Here is a 22,168-nt window from a genome sequence, read left to right as displayed (position 1 = left end):
CGAAAGGATTTCCGCATGGCCACCGTCAAGGTCGACAAGAGCAATTTCCAGGCCGATGTGCTTAACGCCAAGGAGCCGGTCGTGGTTGATTTCTGGGCGGAGTGGTGCGGCCCCTGCAAGATGATCGCGCCGGCCCTCGAGGAGATCGCCAACGAACTCGGCGGCAAGGTCAAGATCGCCAAGCTCAACATCGATGAGAATCCGGAGCTCGCCGCACAGTTCGGCGTGCGCTCGATCCCGACGTTGATGATCTTCAAGGGTGGCGAAAGGGCCGACGTGAAGGTTGGCGCAGCACCCAAGACGGCGCTGTCGCACTGGATCAACGGCAATCTCGCCTGATCCCACTGAATTCCGCAGACCCACTGAATTCCGCAGAAAAGCCCGGCGCGTGCCGGGTTTTTCTTTGGCGTCATCGCTCAACGCCTCTGGCCCTCGCGCGCGATGCCTCCATGTCTTCTGCTTGGGAAAGACAGGAGAACCCCATGACCGGATCCGCCAAGGCCACCGTCTTCATCGACAATGAACGCGTCATCGTCACCGAGTATCGCTTCCAGCCGGGCGACAACACCGGCTGGCATCGCCATGGCCATGACTATGTCGTCGTGCCGCTGATGGACGGCAAGGTGAAGCTCTTGACCAAGGACGGCGAATCCTTTGCCGAAATGAAGAAGGGGGCGCCCTATTTCCGCAACGAGGGCGTCGAGCACGATGTCATCAACGCCAATGAGGGCGAGTACGCCTTTATCGAGATTGAACTGAAGTAGATGCCCTGAGATGGGCAGACGGTCCGACTCGCGCGATGTCTGATGGCAAGCTGTCAATTGCCATCTTGATGGCAAGCCCTGCGCAGGTGTATATCTTTTGCAAACAGGAGGTTGAAAATGGCCGAACCACAGCTCTCCGTGCGCAGCGCAAAAGCACGCGATCTGGCCCACAGACTTGCTCGTCGCGAAAATCGTTCGATAGCCGATGTGGTCGAACGCGCGCTTGAATCCTATGAAATTCGTGAAGCGGGCCGCGAGCCCGCCTCCTCTTTCTATGCCCGCCTGACGGCAAGCAGTGGTGCTGACATTGATCTGGAGAAAATCATCCGCGAAGACCGCCAAGCTCATACAGGACTTGATCTTTGATTTTCATCGATACCAACGTGATTTCGGAGACTCTGAAGAACGCACCGGACCCAGCCGTTGTGGCCTGGCTTGTCCGGTATGATGCTGAACTGGCACTTCCTACCGTGACGATTGCTGAAATTGCCTTTGGTATTCAAAAAATACGGCCTGACGAGCGTGCCGATCGCTTGGAGCGGGGACTCTCTCAATGGCGTCGTCGGTTTGCTGACCGGATTTTTGGGCTGACAGAAGAAGCTGCCCTTGCCTATGGTGAGATCATGGGAACGGCAGCGCGCAAAGGCCGTGGCATGTCAGCTCCCGACGGCATGATTGCCGCGATCGCGCGCGTGAACGGTGGTCGGCTGGCAACGCGCAATCTGAGTGACTTTGGCGCGACCAGCCTTGACCTGATTTCACCATGGGATTTCTGAACGACCTCTAAAACCTGTCGAGCCGAGCGCCAAGGCAGGTTTCACTGCCGGAGGCACGGAAACCGCGTCAGCTGTGAAGCTGTCAGCGTCTCAGGTCGGCGGCGTGCCGTTTTCGTCAAGCACCGCGCCGGCCAGGTACAATGAGCCGCCGATCAGGATGCGTGGCGGTTGCCCGTCCCAGCTGTCGCGCAGCAGCATCAGCGCGCTGGCGACGGAACTGACCGGCTCGGCCGACAGCCCGGCCTCGGTGGCGCGTATCGCCAGTTCGTCATTCGGCACGCCGGCCTCGCTGAGGCTCACCGGCACTGTGTAGACGTGCCGCACCAAGCCCTTGAAGGCGCGGAAGTAGCCGGCCTGGTCCTTGGTGTTGATCATGCCGGCGATCAGGAAAAGCGGCCGTGGGTTCTTTTCCTCCTGTTCGGCCAACGCTTCGGCAACAACGATGCCCGCTCCCGGATTGTGCCCGCCGTCGAGCCAGATGTCGGCGCCCTTCGGCGCCAGATCCGTCAGTCTGCCCTGCGGCAGCTTTTGCATGCGGCCCGGCCAGGCGACACTGGCCATCGCCTTTTCGGCGGCGCGGTGGCTGATCTCGAAGCCGGCTGCCTTGACCGCCGCGATTGCCGCGGCCGCATTGGCAAACTGATGACGCCCCGGCAGCCGCGGCTGAGGCAGGTCCATCAGCCCGTCCTCGTCCTGGTAGACCATGCGGCCGTTTTCCTCGAAGGCGAGGAAATCCTGGCCGTAGACGAAGGTCGGGCAGTCCAGCCGCTCGGCGGTTTCGATCAGCACCTGCAACGCCGTGTCGCTCTCCTGCGCGCCGATGACCACCGGGCAGCCGCGCTTGATGATGCCGGCCTTTTCGGCGGCGATCAGTTCGACCCGGTCGCCGAGATAGGCTTCATGGTCGAGCGAGACCGGCATGATCACCGACACTGCCGGCCTGGCGATGACATTGGTCGCGTCGAAGCGGCCGCCGAGCCCGACCTCGACGATGGCGGCTTCGGCCGGATGCTCGGAAAACAAGAGGAAGGTGACGGCGGTGAGGATCTCGAAAACGGTGATCTTTTGGCCTTCATTGGCCTTGGCGACGCGCGCAATGGCATCGGCGAAGACATCATCGTCGACCAGCCTGCCGCCGCCCTCGGCGGCCAGCCGGTAGCGTTCATGCCAGTTCACCAGATGTGGCGACGTGTGCACATGGACGAGATGGCCGGAGGCTTCCAGCAACGCCCGCGAGAAGGCGGCGCACGAGCCCTTGCCGTTGGTGCCGGCGATGTGGATGACCGGCGGCAGATGATCCTGCGGATCGCCCAGCCGCTCGAGCAATCGTGAGATGCGGTCGAGCGAAAGGTCGAAGCCCTTCGGATGAAGCGCCATCAGGGCTTCGATTTCGCGGTCGGCGGCAAGCGTTGTCATAAGCGAATCCTAAGCGCGCGATGGATCGCGCGCAATCGCGGTTCGTGGCTAAGAATATCGCGTCAGGCCTGCGGGCGCGCTTCCGCCGGGATCGTCGCCGGCGGCAGGATTTCCGGCTCCAGCGGCTTCTCCTCCTGCGGAACCTTGAGCAGCATTTTCAGGAGCCGCGCGATCGTCTGGCGCATCTCCAGCCTCGACACCACCATGTCGACCATGCCGTGCTCCATCAGATATTCGGCGCGCTGGAAGCCATCGGGCAGTTTTTCCCGGATGGTCTGTTCGATGACGCGCGGCCCGGCAAAGCCGATCAGCGCGCCTGGCTCGGCGATGTGCACATCACCCAGCATCGCATAGGAGGCGGTAACGCCGCCGGTAGTCGGGTTGGTCAGCACCACGATATAGGGCAGGCCGGCCTCCTTCAGCCGGTCGACGCCGACCGTGGTGCGCGGCAACTGCATCAGCGACAGGATGCCTTCCTGCATGCGGGCGCCGCCCGAGGCCGCGAACAGGATCAGTGGCCGCTTGCGTTGCAAGGCGACCTCGAAGGCATGCACGATCGCGTCGCCCGCCGCCATGCCGAGCGAGCCGCCCATGAAAGCAAAATCCTGCACCGTCACCACCACCGGCAGGCCCTCGACGGTTCCGAGCGCATTGACGATCGCATCCTCCAGCCCGGTCTTGGCCTTGGCGTCCTTCAACCGATCGGTGTAGCGCTTCTCGTCGCGGAACTTCAGCGGATCCAGCACCACCTTGGGGTTGTCGAGCGTCTCGTATTTGCCGTCGTCGAGGAAGTATTTCAGCCGCTCCTTGGCCGAGATCTTCATGTGATGGCCGGAGGCCGGGATGACGAACTGGTTCTGCTCCAGATCCTTGTGGAAGACCATCTCGCCGGTCTCGGGATCCTTGATCCAGAGATTCTCGGGCATGTCGGTGCGCCGGCCGAGCATCGAGTTGATCTTCGGGCGGACGTAGTTGGTGATCCAGTTCATCGCTTCGGCTCCTGTCCTGACGAAGAGTTAGTGCATGTCGCCCAAAAGTGGGAACCGGTTTTGGGATAACGACATGCACAAACCTGATCTAGGAAGACTATTCGGCGGCAGCAAGGCGAGCCGCGCGCACACCCTGGGCAAGGCCGCTGACCAGCGTGGCGACCGCCTCGGCCGGGTCGGCGGTCTTCTCGCCCTTCGGCCCCAGCACATTGGCGACGGCATTGACGATCGCGGTGCCGACGACGACGCCATCGGCATTGGCGCCGATCACGCGCGCCTGCTCGGCGGTCTTGACACCGAAGCCGACGCAGACCGGCAGGTCGGTATGGCCCTTGATGCACTTGACAGCCGCCGCCACCTTGCCGGTGTCGGCCAGCGCGGAACCGGTGATGCCGGTCATCGACACGTAGTAGACGAAGCCGGAGGTGTTCTGCAGCACCTTGGGCAAGCGCTTGTCGTCGGTGGTCGGCGTCGCCAGCCGGATGAAGTTGATCCCCGCCTTGAGCGCCGGAATGCACAATTCCTCGTCCATCTCCGGCGGCAGGTCGACGACGATCAGCCCGTCTATGCCGCTGGCCAGCGCGTCGCTCAGGAAGCGGTCGACGCCATGGATATAGATCGGATTGTAGTAGCCCATCAGCACGATCGGCGTTTCCTGGTCAGCGGCGCGGAATTCCGACGCCATCTTCAGCGTCTTGACCAGCGTCTGGCCGCCTTTCAGCGCCCGCAGGCCGGCCGCCTGGATCGCCGGCCCGTCGGCCATCGGATCGGAGAACGGCATGCCCATTTCGATGATGTCGGCGCCCGCCTTGGGCAGCGCCTTCATGATCGACAAAGCGGTGTCGTAGTCCGGGTCGCCGCTCATGAAATAGGTGACAAGCGCCGGGCGGCCTTCGGATTTCAGTTTTGCCATGCGGCGGTCGATGCGGGTGGTCATGATGTTAGAACCTGCAATTTTCGAAGATACTCTGACACCTTGCGCAGTTTGAAAATTGATTCCGGAGGAGTTGGGTCTGCGCTAAAATGCATAACGTCGTTACGTATTCCCCTTATCTGATCTATTGTGGTGCAAAATTCTTTTCTGTCTATATTCAGAGGAAACGGATCCGATATAAGGTCACTTTGAAAAATCCTAACATAGTCACCGAAAGAGAGGTCAAAAATATTTGTGTACGAATCGTCTAGCTTACAGACGTTTGCAAGATTAGGCTTTGAAAGATCCGCCCAATTTTGCAAGAGTAACCGCACATGATTTTCTATTTCATTTATGAGAAGAAATGGCTCTGTGAGTTGCAGAAATTGATCGCTCAGATCCGTTGTAGTTAGAATAGACGCCAATGAATTGTCTTCTCCTCGGACGAGCACGTGCTCGTGCTCAATAATTCCGGGGATACTCTTGAAGAATGAAGCGTCATGGGGGACAATATTTGCCGGCTCAATGAAGTGCCGGACCTCTTCGCCCTTGACCTTCGACGCCAGTCGTTCCCCGATAGTTTTCCAAGAAATGATCCCTTTGATGTCTCTTGGACCGGTTACCACCGGAAGTTGCGAGAAATCATTCACCATCATTAGTGTAATGGCGTGTCTAAGCGAATCGTTTGGCGTCACCACCAATGGCGCAGCTTTCCCGGACTTTAGCGAACCAATGCGTAAGACAGGATCCGAAAGGCTAACCGCTTCGGCGCTTTTTTCGGCTGAAGCTTTGTCAGGTGGGGAGAGAGCTACAATTGAGATGTCGTCGTCGATATAGGTATTGACGTAGTTGGGCTTGGTTTCGAGTTTCGCTTCGCTGAGAAGATCGTCAATCCAAGCAACGATGTTTGGTCCTCGCCGCTGGGCATCAAACCATTTTAGAAACTCTCTAACAGTGAGGCGGGGAGGTTCCGACCCAGCTTGCAGACCCTCAGATACTTCCTGCAGGATTTCTTCTGAGGATCCATACGCTTCTAACGGATGGAGCAGATTGTAGGTCATCAGATCTCCATGCCCAGCATGCTGGCCACCGTGTGCACGTCTTTGTCGCCCCGGCCGGACAGGTTGACGATGACGATCTGGTCCTTATCCATATCTGGCACGATCTTGACCGCATGCGCGATGGCATGCGCCGATTCCAGCGCCGGAATGATGCCCTCGACCCGCGTCGTCAGTTTGAAGGCTTCCAGCGCCTCGTCGTCGAGGATCGGCACATATTCGACGCGGCCGCTATCGCGCAGCCAGGAATGTTCGGGACCGACACCCGGATAATCGAGGCCGGCCGAGATCGAATGGCCGTCCATGATCTGGCCGTCGGCGTTCTGCAAGAGATAGGTGCGGTTGCCGTGCAGCACGCCGGGCGCGCCGGCGTTCATCGAGGCGCAATGTTCGACGCCGTCGAGGCCGCGGCCGCCGGCTTCGATGCCGATGATGCGCACTTGCCTGTCGTCGAGGAAGGGATGGAACAAGCCGATGGCGTTCGAGCCGCCGCCGACGCAGGCGATGATGGTGTCGGGAAGCCGGCCTTCCTGCTCGAGAATCTGGGCGCGCGCCTCGGTGCCGATCACCGACTGGAAGTCGCGCACCAGCTCCGGATAGGGATGCGGACCGGCGGCGGTGCCGATCAGGTAATAAGTATCCTCGACATTGGTCACCCAGTCGCGCAAGGCCTCGTTCATGGCGTCCTTCAGCGTGCCGTGGCCGGCGGTCACCGGCCTGACCTCGGCGCCGAGCAGCTTCATGCGAAAGACGTTCGGGCTTTGGCGGGCGACGTCGGTGGCGCCCATATAGACCACGCAGGGGAAGCCGAAGCGCGCCGCCACCGTGGCCGCCGCGACGCCGTGTTGGCCGGCACCCGTCTCGGCGATGATGCGCTTCTTGCCCATGCGCTTGGCCAGCAGGATCTGGCCGAGGCAATTGTTGATCTTGTGCGAGCCGGTGTGGTTCAGGTCCTCGCGCTTGAAGTAGACCTTGGCGCCGCCCCCGCGGCCCTTCGCCGAGGAAACCTCACGAAGATGCCTGGTCAGGCCTTCGGCGAAATAAAGCTTCGACGGCCGCCCGGCATAGTGGGTCGAGAGATCAGTCAGTTCGGCCTTGAAGTCCGGATCGTTCTTGACCTCGTTCCAGTGCCGCTCCAGGTCGAGGATCAGCGGCATCAGCGTCTCGGCGACGAAACGGCCGCCAAAGATGCCGAACATGCCTTGTTCGTCGGGTCCGGTGCGGAAGGAATTGGGTATCGCCGGCTTGTCCATCGCCGATCTCCTACTTCTTGTTTTGGAGCATGTCCTTGTCGGAAAACCGGTTTCCATTTTTCCGGGACATGCTCCGGGTTCTATCCTTCAGGCTGCGCGGGTGTTCCGCGCGGCTCTGACGGCCCGGAAAAACTGTTCGATCAGCGCCGGATCCTTGACGCCCGGTGCGCTTTCCACACCCGAGGAAATGTCAATTGCGGGCGGGCTGGCAAGCCGAAGGGCATCGCCGATATTGGCGGCGTTGAGCCCACCGGAAAGCATGTAATCGACGCCGGCGTCAAGACCGGCCAGAATGTGCCAGTCGAAGGCGATGCCATTGCCACCCGGCAGTTCCGAACCTCTAGGCGGCTTGGCGTCGAACAGGAAACGGTCGGCAATGCCGATGAAAGGTTTTATCCGCTCCAGATCGGCCGCCTCGCCGACCGGCAGCGCCTTCATCACCGGCAGGCCATGGCGGGCCTTGATCGCGGCCACGCGCTCGGGCGTTTCCGAACCATGAAGCTGCAGCATGTCGGGATGCATCTTTTCGACGATCTCATCCAGGAACGCATTGCTGGCGTCGACCGTCACAGCGACCGCCTGGGCCTTGCCGATTGCGGCTTCGCGCAAGCGGCCGGCTTCCGCCGGCTCGACATAGCGCGGGCTCTTCGCAAAGAAAATAAAGCCGACATAACTGGCGCCGCCGGCCAATGCCGCAGCCAATGCCTTGTCGGTCTTCAACCCGCATATCTTGATGTCGAGCGCCATGGCGCGGGGATTGCCATGAAATTGCAGAAGAGTCGAGAACAGCCTTCGAAAGGTGGATCGGATCAGTTTGTAAACTGCCCTATAAAATCCGTTGATTGCCCTGCGGCGCTCGATCGCCGCAGCCGTTCTGATCTGATCATAGTCGATTGGCGGCAATCGCCGGGGGGTAGCGGTCATTCGCCTAATTATCATTTCCTGGAAGACGCATAATCAGTTAGATTGATAGCTCACTCATGACTGTGGATCATGAATATGGCTGCATCGGATGAAATGGCCGCCTTCGTGCGCATCGTGGATGTTGGCTCATTCGCCAAGGCGGCCTTGGAACTGCGCGTAACGCCCTCTGCGCTCTCGAAGCTGGTGTCGCGCCTCGAAGACCGGCTCGGCGTTCGTCTGCTGACGCGTACCACCAGACGGTTGGCGCTGACCTCGGAAGGTGCGCTCTATCTTGAACGTGCCCGCGACGTGCTGGAGCTCATTGGCCGAACCGAGGACGATGTGTCGTCGACCCGCAGCAGCCCCAAGGGCCACTTGCGACTCAATTCCAGCACTGGCTTTGCCAGACAGGCACTGTTGCACGCGCTGCCCGCTTTTTTGCGACGTTTTCCCGAAGTCTCGGTGGACCTCGCTTTGACCGACCGGCTCGTTGATCCTGTTGCCGAGCAAGCCGACCTCGTCATACGCGGTAGCCCGGCCGCTGGGTCCGATCTGGTGGTCCGCAAACTGGCAGAAGGGCGCCGATTGATTTGCGCCGCGCCATCCTATCTGCAGCGGGCCGGGACCCCGCTTTCAGCTGCAGACCTGGCGCGGCACAACTGCATGGCTCTGTCGGGCCAGGCCTCGCCCACGACCTGGCCAATCGCAACCGAAAACGGTATCGTGCGCTTCCTGCCGAAAGGAAATTTCGCCTGCGACAATGTCGGTATGCTTTTCGATATGGCGATCGAGGGCCATGGGATTGTCCGCCTCGCCGATTTTGTAGTCGGGCAAGCCGTTCACGACGGCAGGCTTGTGGAAATTCTGGCCGATGTAAATCGCTCGGAGACGATTTCGCTGTGGGCTCTGACGCCAAAGGGGCGTTTTCGCGCGCCGCGCGTCCAGGCGTTTCTCGAATTCATGGAAGAGTGGTTGCCCAAAGCGTCAACGCTTCCCTAGCGGGATGCAATATAGCCACTTGCCTCGCGGTTCGCGCGTTACCCGACATGGCTGGCCGCCGCCAGTTCTCAATCGGTCCTTAAAATCCGTGGGTAGTGCTTGTGCGCCGCGCTATTTGCCGCCGTCGCGCAAAGCGCTACCTTCTCTCAGGCAATCCAGGCGGGAGCAAAACCATGGCGGACGAAACCGTCGCCCAACTCAGGCAAAAGATTGCGCAGGCCCGCGAGGTCATTGCGCATTTGATGGACAAGGCCGCCTTCAACGGCGCCGAGGCCCACCGCGCGCTCGACTATTTCGGCGGCGATGAATTCGAGAAGAGTTTTTTGCCTTGGCCGCGCCATGGCGACGAAGGCTTGCGACCGGAGGACCTCAACGCCGCGAATGATGACTGAGCGGACCGGCTCGGACCGGTCCGGGCGCGTCAATCGAACATGATCGCCTGCAGCGCGCCGCCATTGCGCTTCAGCCAGTCCTTGCAGCGCTCGGTGTCGGGGCAAAGCTGCTCGCACAGTTTCCAGAATTTCGGACCGTGGTTCATCTCCTTGAGATGCGCCACCTCATGCGCGACGAGATAGTTTATGACCGGCGCCGGCGCCATCATGATGCGCCAGGAGAAGGACAAATTGCCGTCGGAGGTGCAGGAGCCCCAGCGGCTCGACGTGTCCTTGAAGCGGATAGCCTTGGCGCGCTTGTTGATCGTGGCTGTGTGCTTGACCACCAGCCGCTCGATCTCGCGCTTGGCTTCGCGCTTGAGGAAATCGGCGATGCGGCGAGGCAGATGTATGCGCTCGCCATGCACGATCAGCAGCGGACCGCGCTCGTCGCGCGAGATGGTGACGGTGCCGCGCTTTGCCGGTTCATGGACGATGCGATGCGGCACGCCGCGCACCGGGACCTTGATGCCCGGCCGCACCTGCGGCCGGTTGGGCACCTTGGCCAAGCGTTGCTCCAGCCAGTCCTGATGGCGGTCGAGGAATTTTTCCACTTCGCCCCGGCGCAGGCCCGGCGGCACGGTGATGCGCAGGCCCCGGCCGCCGGAATCGATGCGCAGCGTCAGCCGCCGCGCGCGATCGCTCTCGACGATCTTGAGCGGCAGCGTGCGGCCGGCGACACAATGCTCGCGCTCCACGATGGGCGCAGGCTTGGGCTTGGTCAGGTTGCGGAAGAAGCCGATGGTCATGGCCGGACGATACGCGATTCGAGGAAAACGACTAGAACAAAAAAGAAACGGCGCCGCTCGCGCGACGCCGTTTTTTTCACGATTTGGCCTGTCGCCGGGCCTTAGTCGTCAAGCAGGTTCGAGCCCTTGCCACGCTTGGTGGTCGTCGTTCCGTTGCTCGGATCGGTCTTCGTCGGCGCCGTCGACTTGTTGCGGTTCGCCATGAAGCGGTCGAACTCGTCCTGGTCCTTGGCGCGGCGCAATTCGCGAGCGTATTCGTCGAACTGGGCCAGCATCTCGTCGAGCTTGTTACGCTCTTCATTGAGACGTTCGAGTTCCTTCTCGCGCCAGTCGTCGAAAGCGACATTGCCGGTGCGGGCCGGGCCGTGGCCCCAGCGCGCGGCCTTGTCGGAACCGCGGCGGCAGCCGGCGAAGATGCCGTCGGTGGCGCGGTTGACGTCGCGCTTGAAGCCGTCAAGCCGGTCGCCCCAGATGATGTAGGCGAGCATGGCGAAGCCGAGCGGCCAGAACACCATGAAACCGATCACCATCAGTGCGATGGTCGCCGGCGTCCAGGCCGGACGGATCAATGCGGATGTGTTCATTTTCTCCCAATCCTTCAGTTGGAGACAGCCAGATACGGCTGCGTGGATTCGAAATGGGAAGGGGAAAACGGCGATTCAAGGCAATATCAGGCGAAACCGGACAAGTGCCTGAAATGATTATCGCCTTTTGAGCATTTCGAGGAAAAGCACGACCAGGCCGGCGACCAGGCCCCAAAACGCCGCGCCGACGCCGAACAGCGTCAGCCCCGAGGCAGTGACGGCGAAGGTGACGGTGGCGGCCATGCGCTGGCTTTCTTCCTTGAGCGCGATCGACAGCGCGTTGGCGAGCGGCGCCATCAGCGCCAGCCCGGCGACCAGCACGATCAGGCTCTGCGGCAGCACGGCGAAGATCGCCACCAGCGAGGCGCCGAACAGGGCGAAGACGAGATAGGCAAGCGCATAGAAGGGCCCGGTCTTCCAGCGCTCGGCGGGGTCGGGATGCACGTCCGGCCCGGTGCAGATCGCCGCCGAGATTGCCGCCAGATTGGTGGTCGAGGCGCCGAGCGGCGCCGTCAGCAGCGAAAACAGGCCGGTGACGCCGATCAGCGGGCCGGGTTCGGGATGGTAGCCGGCGGCCCTCAGCACGGCGAGGCCGGACAGGTTCTGCGAGGCCATGGTGACGAGGTAGAGCGGCAGGGCGAGCCCGATCAGCGCCGTGACGGAGAAATGTGGCGCAACCAGCGTCAGGGTCGACAATTCCGGCGTCGGCAGGCCGCCGACCCGGCCGGTGAGGAAGGCGGCGAAGCCGCCGCCGATCAGCACCGCGAGAACCGAAAGCGCCGGATTGAACAGCCTGATGACGAAGAAGGCCGCGATCAGCGGCAGGATCAGCCGGGGATCGGCGGGAATGGCCTTCACCGCATTTGTGGCGAAACTGACGAGAATGCCGGCCAGCATGCCCGAGGCGACCGAAGCCGGTATCCTGGCGATCAGCCGGGTCAACGGCCCGAACAGGCCGGTGGCGATCAGCAGGATACCGGTGACGATGAAGGCTCCGACCGCCTCTCCCATCGAGAAACCGCTCGATGCCGCGATCAGGGCTAGGCCCGGCGTCGACCAGGCGGTGATGATGGGCATTTTTGTGCGCCATGACAGCCACAGGCTCTCGATTGCCATGGCCAGGCAGAGTGCCGTCACCCAGCTTGCGGTCTCGATCTGCGTGGCGCCGACCGCCTTGGCGGCGGCGATCACGATGGCCAGCGTGCCGCCGAAGCCGACGATCGCCGCGACGAAGGCGGATATCGGAATGGAAATGCGCATAGCCTAACCTGCCCGCCGCGCCATGGCGTCCACCGCCCGCACCAGCATGTCGAGATCCCGCGGTCGCGACAGGCGGTGGTCGCCGCCGGGGATCAGCGAGAGCGTGACGTCGTCGGCTGGCAGCAGGCCGACCAGTTTCAGCGCATGGCTTGACGGCACGTCGGGATCGGCCAGACCTTGCAATATGTGGACCGGGCAGTGCGTGTCGATCGGCCCGGTCATCGTCAGGTTGTTGCGTCCGTCCTCGATCAGTGCGCGCGTGTAGATATAAGGCTCGGCGGAATAGTCCGATGGCTCCTCGAAAAACCCCTTTTCCCTGAGATCGCGCTTCTGCGCCTCGGTCAGCACCGGTTCGACCAGCTCGGCGGTGAAATCCGGCGCCGGCGCCAGCAGCACCATGCCGGCGATGCGGTTTTCGCCGGCCTTGCGCAATTCCTGGACCATGCGCAGCGCGATCCAGGCGCCCATCGAGGAGCCGACCAGTATCTGCTTGCCCTCGGTGAAACGGCGAAAGACGGCGAGGCTTTGCGAAAGCCATTTCGAGATGGTGCCGTCGGCAAAGGCGCCGCCGGATTCGCCATGGCCGGAATAATCATGGCGCAGGAAGGCGCGGCCTTCCCGGCTCGCCCAGTCTGACAGGGTTTCGGCCTTGGTGCCCAGCATGTCGGATTTGTAGCCGCCGAGCCAGACGATGCCGGGCGCGGCGCCTGCCATCTGCCGGGCGGCGATGCTCAATCCGTCGACGTCGAGAAAAACCGGAGGGGTCATGGCTGGTTCCTTCACGCCGGTCTTTTGGCACAGCCGGAGGTCCCGCGAAAAGTGCTGTCGTCTTTCTTTGCTTGGTGCAGGCCCGCAATCAGGTGATTTCCTGAGAAGGCTGTGCTATTGACTCCGACCGCGCGCCACCGCATTGGCGCGTCCACGGATATGAACTGAAAACCCTGAACGAAACGGCTTAAGGAGAACACGACCATTCGCAGACCTTTCAAAGCAGCGGCGCCCACCAAGGATGGGCCGCGCTCCAACCGTGACATCCGGGTTCCCCGGGTCCAGCTAATCGACGCCGAAGGCCAGAACCGCGGCGATGTCTCCATCAACGACGCATTGCTGCTCGCCGAAGAGGCGGGGCTCGATCTGGTCGAGATATCGCCCAACGCGGTGCCGCCCGTCGTAAAAATCCTCGATCTCGGCAAGCTGAAATACGCCAACCAGAAAAAGGCGGCCGAAGCGCGCAAGAACCAGAAGGTCATCGAGATCAAGGAGATCAAGATGCGCCCGAATATCGACAGCCATGACTACGAGACCAAGATGAAGGCCGTCCGGCGCTTCTTCGAGGAAGGCGACAAGGTCAAGCTGACGCTGCGCTTCCGTGGCCGCGAGATGGCGCATATGGAACTCGGCATGCAGCTTCTGAACAAGGTTCGCGAGGAGGTGGCGCCCATCGCCAAGGTCGAGGCCGAACCGAAGCTCGAAGGCCGCCAGATGATGATGGTGCTGGCGCCGCGTTAAACGCCGTTGCTCCAAAACCGGCAAGCTTTGGGGGACGTGCATTAAATCCGCCTGAATCATGGTGCAAGGCGTCCCGGCGATCGGCGGGACGCCTGTTTCTTGGCCAGACGTTCGCGGCAAGGTTCCTCGACGATCGGATTCCCGACATGGTCAATCAAGTCAGATACGCGCAAGCCAAACACGGGCTTGGCAGCTACCAGCATATGCGCAGGATGGTGCTTGCCGTTCTGATCGTGATGATGTTCGCGGCCCTGCTGTTCGGCCAGTCGGGTTTCCCTCCCGACACGCCTATGCACGAAACGATCGAAATGGTCGGCGTCCTGCTGATCTTTCTCGGTGTCGTCGGGCGCTTATGGTCGACGCTTTATATCGGTGGACGCAAATCCACCGAAGTGGTGACCGGCGGACCCTATTCGATCACCCGCAACCCGCTCTATGTCTTCTCCACCCTGGCTGCCGCCGGCGTCGGCGCACAGATCGGCTCGATCGCAGCCACGATCGGCTTTGGGTTACTTTGCGCGGGCGCTTTTTACATTGTCATCCTGCGCGAGGAGAGATATCTCAAGGAGGTCCTCGGCGCGCCATACCAGGCCTATCTGGCGAAAGTGCCGCGCTTCTTGCCGAAGCTTTCGCTCTATGAGGAAGGCGACACCGGCAGCTTCAAGCCGCGCCTGTTGCGGACCACGCTGCTGGACGGCCTGGTGTTCCTGGTGGCGTTGCCATTCTTCGAACTGATCGACGGCGCGCAGCAGTCGGGCATGCTGCCGGTGCTGTTTCGCTTCCCGTGATCGGGTTAGAACGTCGCTCTCCTGAGGTGTTGCACAGCCGCCGGCTTTGACGTATAGAGCCGCCGTTCCCAAAAAACCGCCCGGCAGGGCATGCCGTGGCGGTTTCATTTGCTTTTCGGGCTTTGGTCGGCCTGAAGCGAACAAAAAGCGCGATCGTGCGCATATAAACGGAGTAGCAAAATGCCCAAGATGAAGACCAAATCGGCCGCCAAGAAGCGGTTCAAGATCACAGGTACGGGTAAAGTTCTGTCGGCTGCGGCCGGCAAGCGTCACGGCATGATCAAGCGTTCCAACAAGTTCATTCGAAATGCCCGCGGCACGATGGTTCTGGCTGAACCGGATGGCAAGAAGGTCATCAAGAATTTTCTGCCGAACGGCCTCTAAGGCATTCGGTCCGGACACGCATTTGTTTTACGCAATTCCGAACGGAAAACCGCTAGGCACTATTTCCTGGAATTGCTTTTAAGGAGATCATGACATGGCACGCGTAAAAAGAGGCGTCACCTCGCACGCCAAGCACAAGAAGGTCCTGAAAGCCGCCAAGGGCTTCTACGGCCGCCGCAAGAACACCATCCGCATCGCCAAGCAGGCGGTGGAAAAGTCGCTGCAGTACGCCTATCGCGACCGCAAGAACCGCAAGCGCTCGTTCCGTGCGCTGTGGATACAGCGCATCAATGCCGCGACCCACGAGCACGGCCTGACCTATGGCCGCTTCATCGACGGCCTCAACAAGGCCGGCATCGAGATCGACCGCAAGATCCTGTCGGACATGGCCATCCACGAGCCGCAGGCTTTCGCCGCGCTCGTGGCCAAGGCCAAGGTCGCGCTCGAATACCTCAAGAACACCACGCCGAACGCTTTTGAAAGCGCTGTCGCTTAAGACCAGCGCTTCCCAAGCATTCGCAATTCTGATTTGGGGAACCCGCGCTGGCACGGCTGGCGCGGGTTTTTCTTTGCTTCCCATCGGGCCCGGAATATGAGCGATATGGAAACTCTAGAGAATTCCCTTATGGCCGACATTGCGTCGGCGGCCGACGAGCAGGCCATCGAAGCCGTGCGCGTTTCGGCGCTCGGCAAGAAGGGCTCGGTCTCCGAAATGCTGAAGACGCTCGGCGCGATGAGCGCCGAGGAGCGCCAGCTCAAGGGTCCGGCGATCAACGGCCTCAAGAACCGCGTCACCGAGGCGCTTTCCGCACGCCGGGCCGAGCTGAAGGATGTGGCGATCACCGCCAGGCTCGCTGCCGAGACCGTCGACGTAACGCTGCCGGTGCGGCAGTCGCCGGCCGAGCGCGGCCGCATCCATCCGATCAGCCAGGTCGTCGACGAGATCGCCGCGATCTTCGGCGACCTCGGTTTCGCCATCGCCGAAGGCCCCGATATCGAGACCGACCATTACAATTTCACCGCGCTGAATTTCCCCGAGGGACACCCGGCGCGCGAGATGCACGACACCTTCTTCTTCCAGCCGGACGAGAAGGGCGAGCGCAAGCTTTTGCGCACCCACACCTCGCCGGTGCAGATCCGCACCATGGAGCGGCAGAAGCCGCCGATCCGCATCGTCATTCCGGGCAAGACCTACCGTCAGGATTCCGATGCCACTCACTCGCCGATGTTCCATCAGGTCGAGGGGCTGGTGATCGACAGGACGGCCAATGTCGCCAACATGAAGTGGGTGCTGGAGGAGTTCTGCAAGGCCTTCTTCGAGGTGCCCCAGGTCAAGATGCGCTTCCGCCCGTCCTTCTTCCCGTTCACCGAGCCCAGCCTCGAGGTCGATATTCAATGCGACCGGTCGCGGCCGGGCGAAGTGCGCTTCGGCGAAGGCTCCGACTGGATGGAGATCCTCGGCTGCGGCATGGTGCATCCCAATGTGCTGCGCCATGGCGGGCTCGACCCGGACGAATACCAGGGCTTTGCCTGGGGCATGGGCATCGACCGCATCGCCATGCTGAAATACGGCATGCCGGACCTGCGCGCCTTTTTCGATGCCGACGTGCGCTGGCTGTCGCATTACGGTTTCAGGCCGCTCGACATGCCGACGCTGTTCGGAGGATTGAGCACATGACAGCGCCGCACGCCGGCGGCTGCCGCTGCGGCGCCGTGCGGTTCGAGGCCTTGGCCGAACCGCACCACATCAGCTATTGCCATTGCGGCGATTGCCGGCGGGCCAGCGGCGCGCCGGTATCGGCCTTTGTCGGCTTCATGACCGATCAGGTCGCCTTCACCGGCAAGGCGCTGAAGATGTTCGAGAACGGGCCGGTGACGCGCTCCTTCTGCGGCATCTGCGGCTCGCCGATCGCCTATGTCGACGAGCGGCTGGAAGACCACATCTATTTCATGCTCGGCGCCATGGACATGCCGGCTGATTTCAGGCCGACGCACCATGCCTATGTCAGCGAGCAGCTTCCCTTCCTGCACATGCCGGACGACTTGCCGAGACATCTTAGGACCAGCGTGCCAAGGCCATCAGACGGAACACAGTCATGAAACTCACCCTCTCCTGGCTCAAGGATCATCTCGACACCGACGCCTCGTTGGCGGAGATCGTCGAGCGGCTGACCTCGATCGGCCTCGAAGTCGAACATGTCGACGACAAGGCTGGCCTGAAACCCTTCGTCATCGCCAAGGTGCTGACGGCGATACAGCATCCCGACGCCGACCGGCTGCGCGTGCTCACCGTCGATACCGGTGACGGCAATGCGCCGGTGCAAGTGGTGTGTGGCGCGCCAAACGCCCGCGCGGGCCTGATCGGCGCTTTCGCGGCGCCCGGCACCTATATTCCCGGCATCGACGTGACGCTGACCGTCGGCAAGATACGCGGCGTCGAGAGCCACGGCATGATGTGCTCCGAGCGCGAGCTGGAACTGTCGGACGAGCACAATGGCATCATCGACCTGCCCGCCGATGCGCCGGTCGGCGCCAGCTTCGCCGCCTATGCCCATCTCGACGATCCGGTGATCGAGATCAATCTGACGCCGAACCGGCCGGACGCCACAAGTGTCCATGGCATCGCCCGTGACCTCGCGGCAAGCGGCCTTGGCACATTGAAGACCGCGCCGGTGGAACTGATCTCCGGCAAGGTCGAAACGCCGGTCAAAGTGACGATCGAGGCGCCTGAACTCTGCCCCGGCTTCGCGCTGCGCCTCGTGCGCGGTGTCAAGAACGGCCCGTCGCCGAAATGGCTGCAGCAAAGGCTGATCGCCATCGGGCTTCGGCCGATCAGCGCGCTGGTCGACATCACCAACTATGTCACCTTCGACCGCGGCCGGCCGCTGCATGTGTTCGATGCGAAAAAGGTCAACGGCAATCTTGTCGTTCGCCGCGCGCGCGACGGCGAGAAGGTACAGGCGCTCGACGGCCGCGAATACACGCTGACGCCGGAGATGTGCGTGATCGCTGACCAGGATGGCGTCGAATCGATCGCCGGCATCATGGGCGGCGAACATTCCGGCTGCGACGAGAGCACCACCGACGTGCTGATCGAATCCGCGCTCTGGGATCCGATCGCCACGGCACGCACCGGCCGCACGCTCGGCATCATCACCGATGCGCGCTACCGCTTCGAGCGTGGCGTCGACCCCGAATTCATGGTCCCCGGCCTGGATCTGGCGACCAGACTGGTGCTCGATTTCTGTGGCGGCACGCCGACGGAGACCGAAGTCGTCGGCTATGCCGGCCACACGCCGAAGATCGTTTCCTTCCCGCTGTCGGAAGTGAAGCGCCTGACCGGCATCGAGGTGCCCAGAACGGAAAGCCTCGACATCCTGTCGCGCCTCGGCTTCGAGCCGCAGGGCTCGGGCGACATCGTCGACGTGAAGGTGCCGTCCTGGCGGCCGGATGTCGACGGCAAGGCCGATCTGGTCGAGGAGGTGATGCGCATCCATGGCGTCGACAACATCGCGCCCCAGCCACTCGGCGCCCATGACGCGGTCAACGCAAAAATCCTGACGACGCTGCAGATCCGCACCCGCACGGCCAAGCGCGCACTCGCCGTGCGCGGCATGATGGAGGCTGTCACCTGGTCGTTCATACCGGCCAGACACGCGGAACTGTTCGGCGGCGGCCAGACGGCGCTGAAGCTCGCCAACCCGATCGCCGCCGACATGTCCGACATGCGGCCCTCGCTGCTCCCCGGCCTGATCGCGGCGGCGCAGCGCAATGCCGACAAGGGCATCGGCGATGTCGCGCTGTTCGAAGTCTCGGGCACCTATGAGGGCGATGGTGCAGACCAGCAGCGGCGCGTCGCCGCCGGGATCAGGCGCGGCACCGCCAAGCTCGACGGCTCCGGCCGCAACTGGGCCGGCAATTCAGCTCCGGTCGGCGTGTTCGACGCCAAGGCCGACGCGATCGCAGCGCTTGAAGCCTGCGGCGCGCCGGTCGAGCGGCTGCAGATCGAGGCCGGCGGCCCGGCCTGGTATCATCCCGGCCGTTCCGGCACGATCAAGCTCGGGCCGAAGGTCGTTTTGGGCACGTTCGGCGAGTTCCATCCAAGGACGCTGGAAGGGCTTGACGTCTCAGGCCCGCTCTGCGGTTTCGAGGTCTTTGTCGACGCCGTGCCCGAGCCGAAGGCCAAGCCGACGAAAACCAAGCCGAAGCTGGAGCTGTCTGCCTTCCAGGCGGTCAAGCGCGATTTCGCGTTCGTCGTCGACAGAGCGGTCGAGGCCGGCACGCTGGTTCGCGCCGCCCTTGCCGCCGACAAGAAGCTGATCACCGGTGTCTCGGTCTTCGACGTCTTTGAAGGGGCGTCGCTGGGTGCGGCCAAGAAGTCGATCGCGATCGAAGTGTCGATCCAGCCGGTCGAGAAGACGCTGACCGACGAGGATTTCGAGGCGCTGGCTAAGCGCATCGTCGAGAACGTCGGCAAGCAGACGGGTGGCGTGCTCAGGGCTTAAGGGATTGCCGTCGGGTGGCGAATCGCCTTCCAACAGGCGATGGACCATTTGTGCTATTCCGGGCTCTCCCTTGAAAGGCAACGGACGGCCTTTCTCGACGTCGTCTCCGCCGACCCTCTACTCGGCGAGACGCTGGCGCGGGCGCGCGCGCTCGATTTGCCCGATTGGCTGGTTGTCTCAGGCGTGCTCTACAACAGCGTCTGGAACCATCTGACGGGAAAGCCATCAGGCTACGGCATCAGGGATGTCGACCTGTTCTATTTCGACGAGAGCGACTTGTCCTATGAAGCCGAGGACGGAGTGATCGCCCGCGCCGCTCCAGTCTTCGCCGGCCTGCCGCTGCCGGTCGAGATCCGCAATCAGGCGCGGGTGCATCTGTGGTATCCCCTCAAGTTCGGACGAACCTGCCCCCGCTATACGAGCTCCAGCCACTCGCTCAGCTATTTCGCCTCTCGGACCCACGCTGTCGGCGTCCGCATGGACAATGACGGCCAGCTCCAATTGGTGGCGCCGTTCGGCCTCGACGACATCTTCTCGTTTCGCATCACCCCGAACCGGGTGATGGACAACCGGCAGACGCACGAGACCAAAGGGGCGCGGGCCAAGGAGAGCTGGCCGGAGATATCAGTCGTAACATGGTAGCTTGCTCAAGAAGGCGTTGCCCGACAAAGATTTCGAGGCATTGGCAAAACGCATCGTCGAGAGCCTGCACAAGCAGACGGGAGCCGTAATCAGAGGATAGGTTTCTACAGCCGATTATCAAATCTCAAATATAATATAGCGCTTTACACGGCCACTTACGCTTTCCGTTACTATTGCTTCAAATTCAAGCGTTTCGTTGCCTGTCTTTAGCGCATTCGAGCGAAGGCTGTTCGTGATTCTGTCGATTTCTTTGGAGTTTCGTATGGATTCACTCAAAAGGAACGGCACAGTTCTTCGTAATTCAGGAACGTATATCCTTCCTGTAAACGAATTTATGTTGTAGCTTGATATAGCTCCTGTTGAGGTTTCTGGGTCTTTTCTCTCTATTGATTGAGATATGTATTCAAACGTTTATCGGTTTAAAGTTATTTTTTCTTCAGGGCCACGTTCGTGCTGGAAAGAGATAATGGCAGTTTCTGCCGTCTCTGATTCAATGATTGGGCGGTGGATCTCCTCGATTGATTTCTCAGCGCGTTCAATTACCGCGTCGAGAACATTCACGTCCAAATTTGGACTGGCTTCTTCCGCGGCATTCCTAGCCTCTTCAATAAGAACCCTTATCGACTTATCATAGTCTAACGTAGATCCAGTTGCTGATTTTATCACATAGTCATACGCTGAATATAGCAAATGCCCAATCGGAGTGTCCTTTTTTACGTTATTTAGAGCCCAAATGCCCCCTACTACAACTAAGGCAGTCGCCTCCCAACTCCCCCTCTCGGGTGGCGAAAAAAGTATTTCTGCTCCCTTTAGAGCGGGCGCCTGTACTATTATTTTGCCATTAAGAACCGCGTGGGTTGTTAATGCGAGCGAACGTTCGAATCCCCGGAGCGCCGCCGCTGCATCGTAACCGTTAATTAGATTTCTATCTGCAAGCTGACCGTCGTAGGAAAGTGTAAAAATAGCTGATGACAATTTTATTCCCCCCAAACGATTTATACTTTTTGCTTAACATAAATTCTTGCCTAGGTAAAAGAGGCATGGATGCTTGAGAACAAACAGGAGCGTTTGCCCAGAGAAATCTCAAGGCATTAGCCGACGTCTCAAGGGGAATGCGCGGAATTAGATTGGCAGTGTGCTGAGGTGACCGACGAAAAGGGACGCCGAAGCGCCCCTCTTCAATTGTTTCTAGGGTCGCCGTTCACCCATTGACCAGCGCCAGCAATTCCTCGGTATAGCGCTTGCCAACCACTTTGTCCGGCGACAGCGCGTCGCCGATGGCCTGCACCTCGGCCTGGCTCAGCACGATATCAGCCGCCGCCGTGTTCTGCTCCAGATGGTGGATTTTTCGCGCGCCGGGGATCGGCACGATGAAATCGCCCTGATGCAGCACCCAGGCGAGTGCCAGTTGCGCCGAGGTCACGCCTTTTTCGGCGGCGAGCTTTTCCAGTGTGGCGATCACCTTGGCATTGGCTGCCATCGCGTCGGCCTGGAAGCGCGGCAAGCCGCGGCGCCAGTCGTCGGCGCTGAGCGCCTCGGGTTTGGCGATGGTGCCGGTGAGCAGGCCGCGGCCGAGCGGGCTGTAGGGGACAAAGCCGATGCCGAGTTCGCGGCAGACGGCGAACACTTCTTCCTCGGGATCGCGGCTCCACAGCGAATATTCGCTCTGCACGGCCGCTATCGGATGCACGGCATGCGCCCGGCGGATGGTTGCGGCACTCGCTTCCGAGAGGCCCAGCGCGCGCACCTTTCCCTCGCGCACCAACTCGGCCATGGCGCCGACCGTGTCCTCGATCGGCACATTGGGATCGACACGGTGCTGGTAGTAGAGGTCGATCACCTCGGTGCCCAGTCGCTTCAGCGACGCTTCGGCGACCGCCTTGACGTGTTCCGGACGGCTGTCGACGCCGGCCATACGATCGATGCCCGTGCCTTCTTCGAGGATCCTGAAGCCGAATTTCGTCGCGATCGTCACCCGGTCGCGGACCGGCTTCAGCGCCTTGCCGAGCAGGATCTCGTTCTCGTAAGGGCCATAGACTTCGGCCGTGTCGAAGAAATTGACGCCGATATCGACGGCGCGGCGCAGCGTGGCGATCGACTCCTTTTCCTCCTGGCCGCCATAGACGAAGCTCATGCCCATGCAGCCAAGGCCGACGGGGTAAACATCAAGTTCAGTACCAAGCTTGCGGGTTTGCATCACGCGTCTCCTTATTATGATGCCAATGAGATAGCGCCTTGCTTCCTG

General features: G+C 61.3%; 25 protein-coding genes and 1 pseudogene. 14 read left to right on the top strand and 12 right to left on the bottom strand.

Annotated elements, in window-relative coordinates:
- Positions 1–15: 15 nt before the first annotated feature.
- From trxA to MESS4_RS01430, 4 genes are all read left to right on the top strand, one after another.
- The gene (gene trxA / locus MESS4_RS01445; protein ID WP_006325606.1) at positions 16–339 is read left to right on the top strand and encodes a thioredoxin; all 324 of its coding nucleotides are present in this window, start codon (positions 16–18) and stop codon (positions 337–339) included.
- 143 nt (positions 340–482) lie between these two features.
- A complete protein-coding gene (locus MESS4_RS01440; RefSeq protein WP_006325604.1) occupies positions 483–764 on the top strand; it encodes a cupin domain-containing protein in 282 nt (93 codons plus the stop codon).
- A 117-nt stretch (positions 765–881) separates the two neighbouring features.
- Entirely contained in the window at positions 882–1,130 is a 249-nt protein-coding gene (locus tag MESS4_RS01435; RefSeq protein WP_036240414.1) for a type II toxin-antitoxin system VapB family antitoxin, read from the top strand.
- Positions 1,127–1,540 (top strand): type II toxin-antitoxin system VapC family toxin, encoded by a 414-nt coding sequence (locus MESS4_RS01430; RefSeq protein WP_006325603.1) that lies wholly within the window; start codon positions 1,127–1,129, stop codon positions 1,538–1,540. The genes MESS4_RS01435 and MESS4_RS01430 overlap by 4 nt, the downstream gene beginning before the upstream one ends.
- 90 nt (positions 1,541–1,630) lie before the next feature.
- Here the strand turns inward: MESS4_RS01430 and MESS4_RS01425 are convergent, their stop codons facing one another.
- The 6 genes and pseudogenes from MESS4_RS01425 to MESS4_RS01400 form a co-directional block, all read right to left on the bottom strand.
- Entirely contained in the window at positions 1,631–2,956 is a 1,326-nt protein-coding gene (locus MESS4_RS01425) for a folylpolyglutamate synthase/dihydrofolate synthase family protein (RefSeq protein WP_006325602.1), read from the bottom strand.
- Between the two features lie 125 nt (positions 2,957–3,081).
- Positions 3,082–3,945 (bottom strand): annotated as a pseudogene (gene accD / locus MESS4_RS01420) (acetyl-CoA carboxylase, carboxyltransferase subunit beta); the annotation flags it as partial.
- A 97-nt stretch (positions 3,946–4,042) separates the two neighbouring features.
- The gene (gene trpA / locus MESS4_RS01415) at positions 4,043–4,882 is read right to left on the bottom strand and encodes a tryptophan synthase subunit alpha (protein ID WP_006325600.1); all 840 of its coding nucleotides are present in this window, start codon (positions 4,880–4,882) and stop codon (positions 4,043–4,045) included.
- Positions 4,879–5,919 (bottom strand): CBS domain-containing protein, encoded by a 1,041-nt coding sequence (locus tag MESS4_RS01410; protein ID WP_006325599.1) that lies wholly within the window; start codon positions 5,917–5,919, stop codon positions 4,879–4,881. The genes trpA and MESS4_RS01410 overlap by 4 nt, the downstream gene beginning before the upstream one ends.
- The gene (gene trpB / locus MESS4_RS01405; protein WP_006325598.1) at positions 5,919–7,169 is read right to left on the bottom strand and encodes a tryptophan synthase subunit beta; all 1,251 of its coding nucleotides are present in this window, start codon (positions 7,167–7,169) and stop codon (positions 5,919–5,921) included. Before trpB ends, MESS4_RS01410 begins: the two co-directional genes overlap by 1 nt.
- 87 nt (positions 7,170–7,256) lie before the next feature.
- A complete protein-coding gene (locus MESS4_RS01400) occupies positions 7,257–7,916 on the bottom strand; it encodes a phosphoribosylanthranilate isomerase (RefSeq protein WP_036240454.1) in 660 nt (219 codons plus the stop codon).
- 252 nt (positions 7,917–8,168) lie between these two features.
- Here MESS4_RS01400 and MESS4_RS01395 point away from each other — a divergent pair, with 252 nt between their 5' ends.
- Together MESS4_RS01395 and MESS4_RS01390 are read left to right on the top strand one after the other, a co-directional pair.
- Complete coding sequence (locus tag MESS4_RS01395) at positions 8,169–9,071, top strand: LysR family transcriptional regulator (RefSeq protein ID WP_006325595.1); 903 nt, start codon at positions 8,169–8,171, stop codon at positions 9,069–9,071.
- Between the two features lie 173 nt (positions 9,072–9,244).
- Positions 9,245–9,463, top strand: coding sequence for a hypothetical protein (locus MESS4_RS01390; protein WP_006325593.1), 219 nt, complete (start codon positions 9,245–9,247; stop codon positions 9,461–9,463).
- A 29-nt stretch (positions 9,464–9,492) separates the two neighbouring features.
- Here the strand turns inward: MESS4_RS01390 and MESS4_RS01385 are convergent, their stop codons facing one another.
- The 4 genes from MESS4_RS01385 to MESS4_RS01370 form a co-directional block, all read right to left on the bottom strand.
- A complete protein-coding gene (locus tag MESS4_RS01385; protein WP_006325590.1) occupies positions 9,493–10,251 on the bottom strand; it encodes a M48 family metallopeptidase in 759 nt (252 codons plus the stop codon).
- Between the two features lie 101 nt (positions 10,252–10,352).
- A complete protein-coding gene (locus tag MESS4_RS01380; RefSeq protein WP_006325588.1) occupies positions 10,353–10,835 on the bottom strand; it encodes a DUF2852 domain-containing protein in 483 nt (160 codons plus the stop codon).
- Positions 10,836–10,952: 117 nt separating this feature from the next.
- Positions 10,953–12,095, bottom strand: a complete 1,143-nt coding sequence (locus MESS4_RS01375; RefSeq protein WP_006325582.1) for a benzoate/H(+) symporter BenE family transporter — start codon at positions 12,093–12,095, stop codon at positions 10,953–10,955.
- Positions 12,096–12,098: 3 nt separating this feature from the next.
- Entirely contained in the window at positions 12,099–12,863 is a 765-nt protein-coding gene (locus MESS4_RS01370; protein ID WP_006325581.1) for an alpha/beta hydrolase, read from the bottom strand.
- Between the two features lie 204 nt (positions 12,864–13,067).
- Here MESS4_RS01370 and infC point away from each other — a divergent pair, with 204 nt between their 5' ends.
- The 8 genes from infC (at position 13,068) to MESS4_RS01330 (ending at position 19,923) form a co-directional block, all read left to right on the top strand.
- Positions 13,068–13,604, top strand: a complete 537-nt coding sequence (infC, locus tag MESS4_RS01365) for a translation initiation factor IF-3 (RefSeq protein WP_081482097.1) — start codon at positions 13,068–13,070, stop codon at positions 13,602–13,604.
- Positions 13,605–13,750: 146 nt separating this feature from the next.
- Positions 13,751–14,392: an isoprenylcysteine carboxylmethyltransferase family protein gene (locus MESS4_RS01360; protein ID WP_006325580.1), complete on the top strand. Its 642-nt coding sequence runs from the start codon at positions 13,751–13,753 to the stop codon at positions 14,390–14,392.
- 180 nt (positions 14,393–14,572) lie between these two features.
- Entirely contained in the window at positions 14,573–14,776 is a 204-nt protein-coding gene (rpmI, locus tag MESS4_RS01355; protein ID WP_006201248.1) for a 50S ribosomal protein L35, read from the top strand.
- Positions 14,777–14,870: 94 nt separating this feature from the next.
- Positions 14,871–15,272 carry a 50S ribosomal protein L20 gene (gene rplT / locus MESS4_RS01350; protein WP_006201247.1) on the top strand — a complete coding sequence of 134 codons (402 nt, stop codon included), beginning with the start codon at positions 14,871–14,873 and terminating at the stop codon, positions 15,270–15,272.
- Between the two features lie 96 nt (positions 15,273–15,368).
- Positions 15,369–16,454, top strand: coding sequence for a phenylalanine--tRNA ligase subunit alpha (gene pheS, locus MESS4_RS01345; RefSeq protein ID WP_036240409.1), 1,086 nt, complete (start codon positions 15,369–15,371; stop codon positions 16,452–16,454).
- Entirely contained in the window at positions 16,451–16,876 is a 426-nt protein-coding gene (locus MESS4_RS01340) for a GFA family protein (RefSeq protein ID WP_006325575.1), read from the top strand. Before pheS ends, MESS4_RS01340 begins: the two co-directional genes overlap by 4 nt.
- Positions 16,873–19,281 carry a phenylalanine--tRNA ligase subunit beta gene (gene pheT, locus MESS4_RS01335; RefSeq protein ID WP_006325572.1) on the top strand — a complete coding sequence of 803 codons (2,409 nt, stop codon included), beginning with the start codon at positions 16,873–16,875 and terminating at the stop codon, positions 19,279–19,281. Before MESS4_RS01340 ends, pheT begins: the two co-directional genes overlap by 4 nt.
- 39 nt (positions 19,282–19,320) lie before the next feature.
- A complete protein-coding gene (locus MESS4_RS01330) occupies positions 19,321–19,923 on the top strand; it encodes a nucleotidyltransferase family protein (protein WP_006325570.1) in 603 nt (200 codons plus the stop codon).
- 411 nt (positions 19,924–20,334) lie between these two features.
- Here the strand turns inward: MESS4_RS01330 and MESS4_RS33160 are convergent, their stop codons facing one another.
- Both MESS4_RS33160 and MESS4_RS01325 read right to left on the bottom strand, forming a co-directional pair.
- Entirely contained in the window at positions 20,335–20,898 is a 564-nt protein-coding gene (locus MESS4_RS33160) for a hypothetical protein (RefSeq protein WP_157385494.1), read from the bottom strand.
- 226 nt (positions 20,899–21,124) lie between these two features.
- Complete coding sequence (locus MESS4_RS01325; protein WP_006325561.1) at positions 21,125–22,120, bottom strand: aldo/keto reductase; 996 nt, start codon at positions 22,118–22,120, stop codon at positions 21,125–21,127.
- Positions 22,121–22,168 lie beyond the last annotated feature (48 nt).

Origin of the sequence: Mesorhizobium sp. STM 4661 (assembly GCF_000359125.1) — a bacterium.
In the GTDB taxonomy this organism is placed as follows: Bacteria; Pseudomonadota; Alphaproteobacteria; order Rhizobiales; family Rhizobiaceae; genus Mesorhizobium.
Note: the sequence above shows the minus strand (reverse complement) of the source record. Positions and strands in the feature narration are given on the sequence as shown.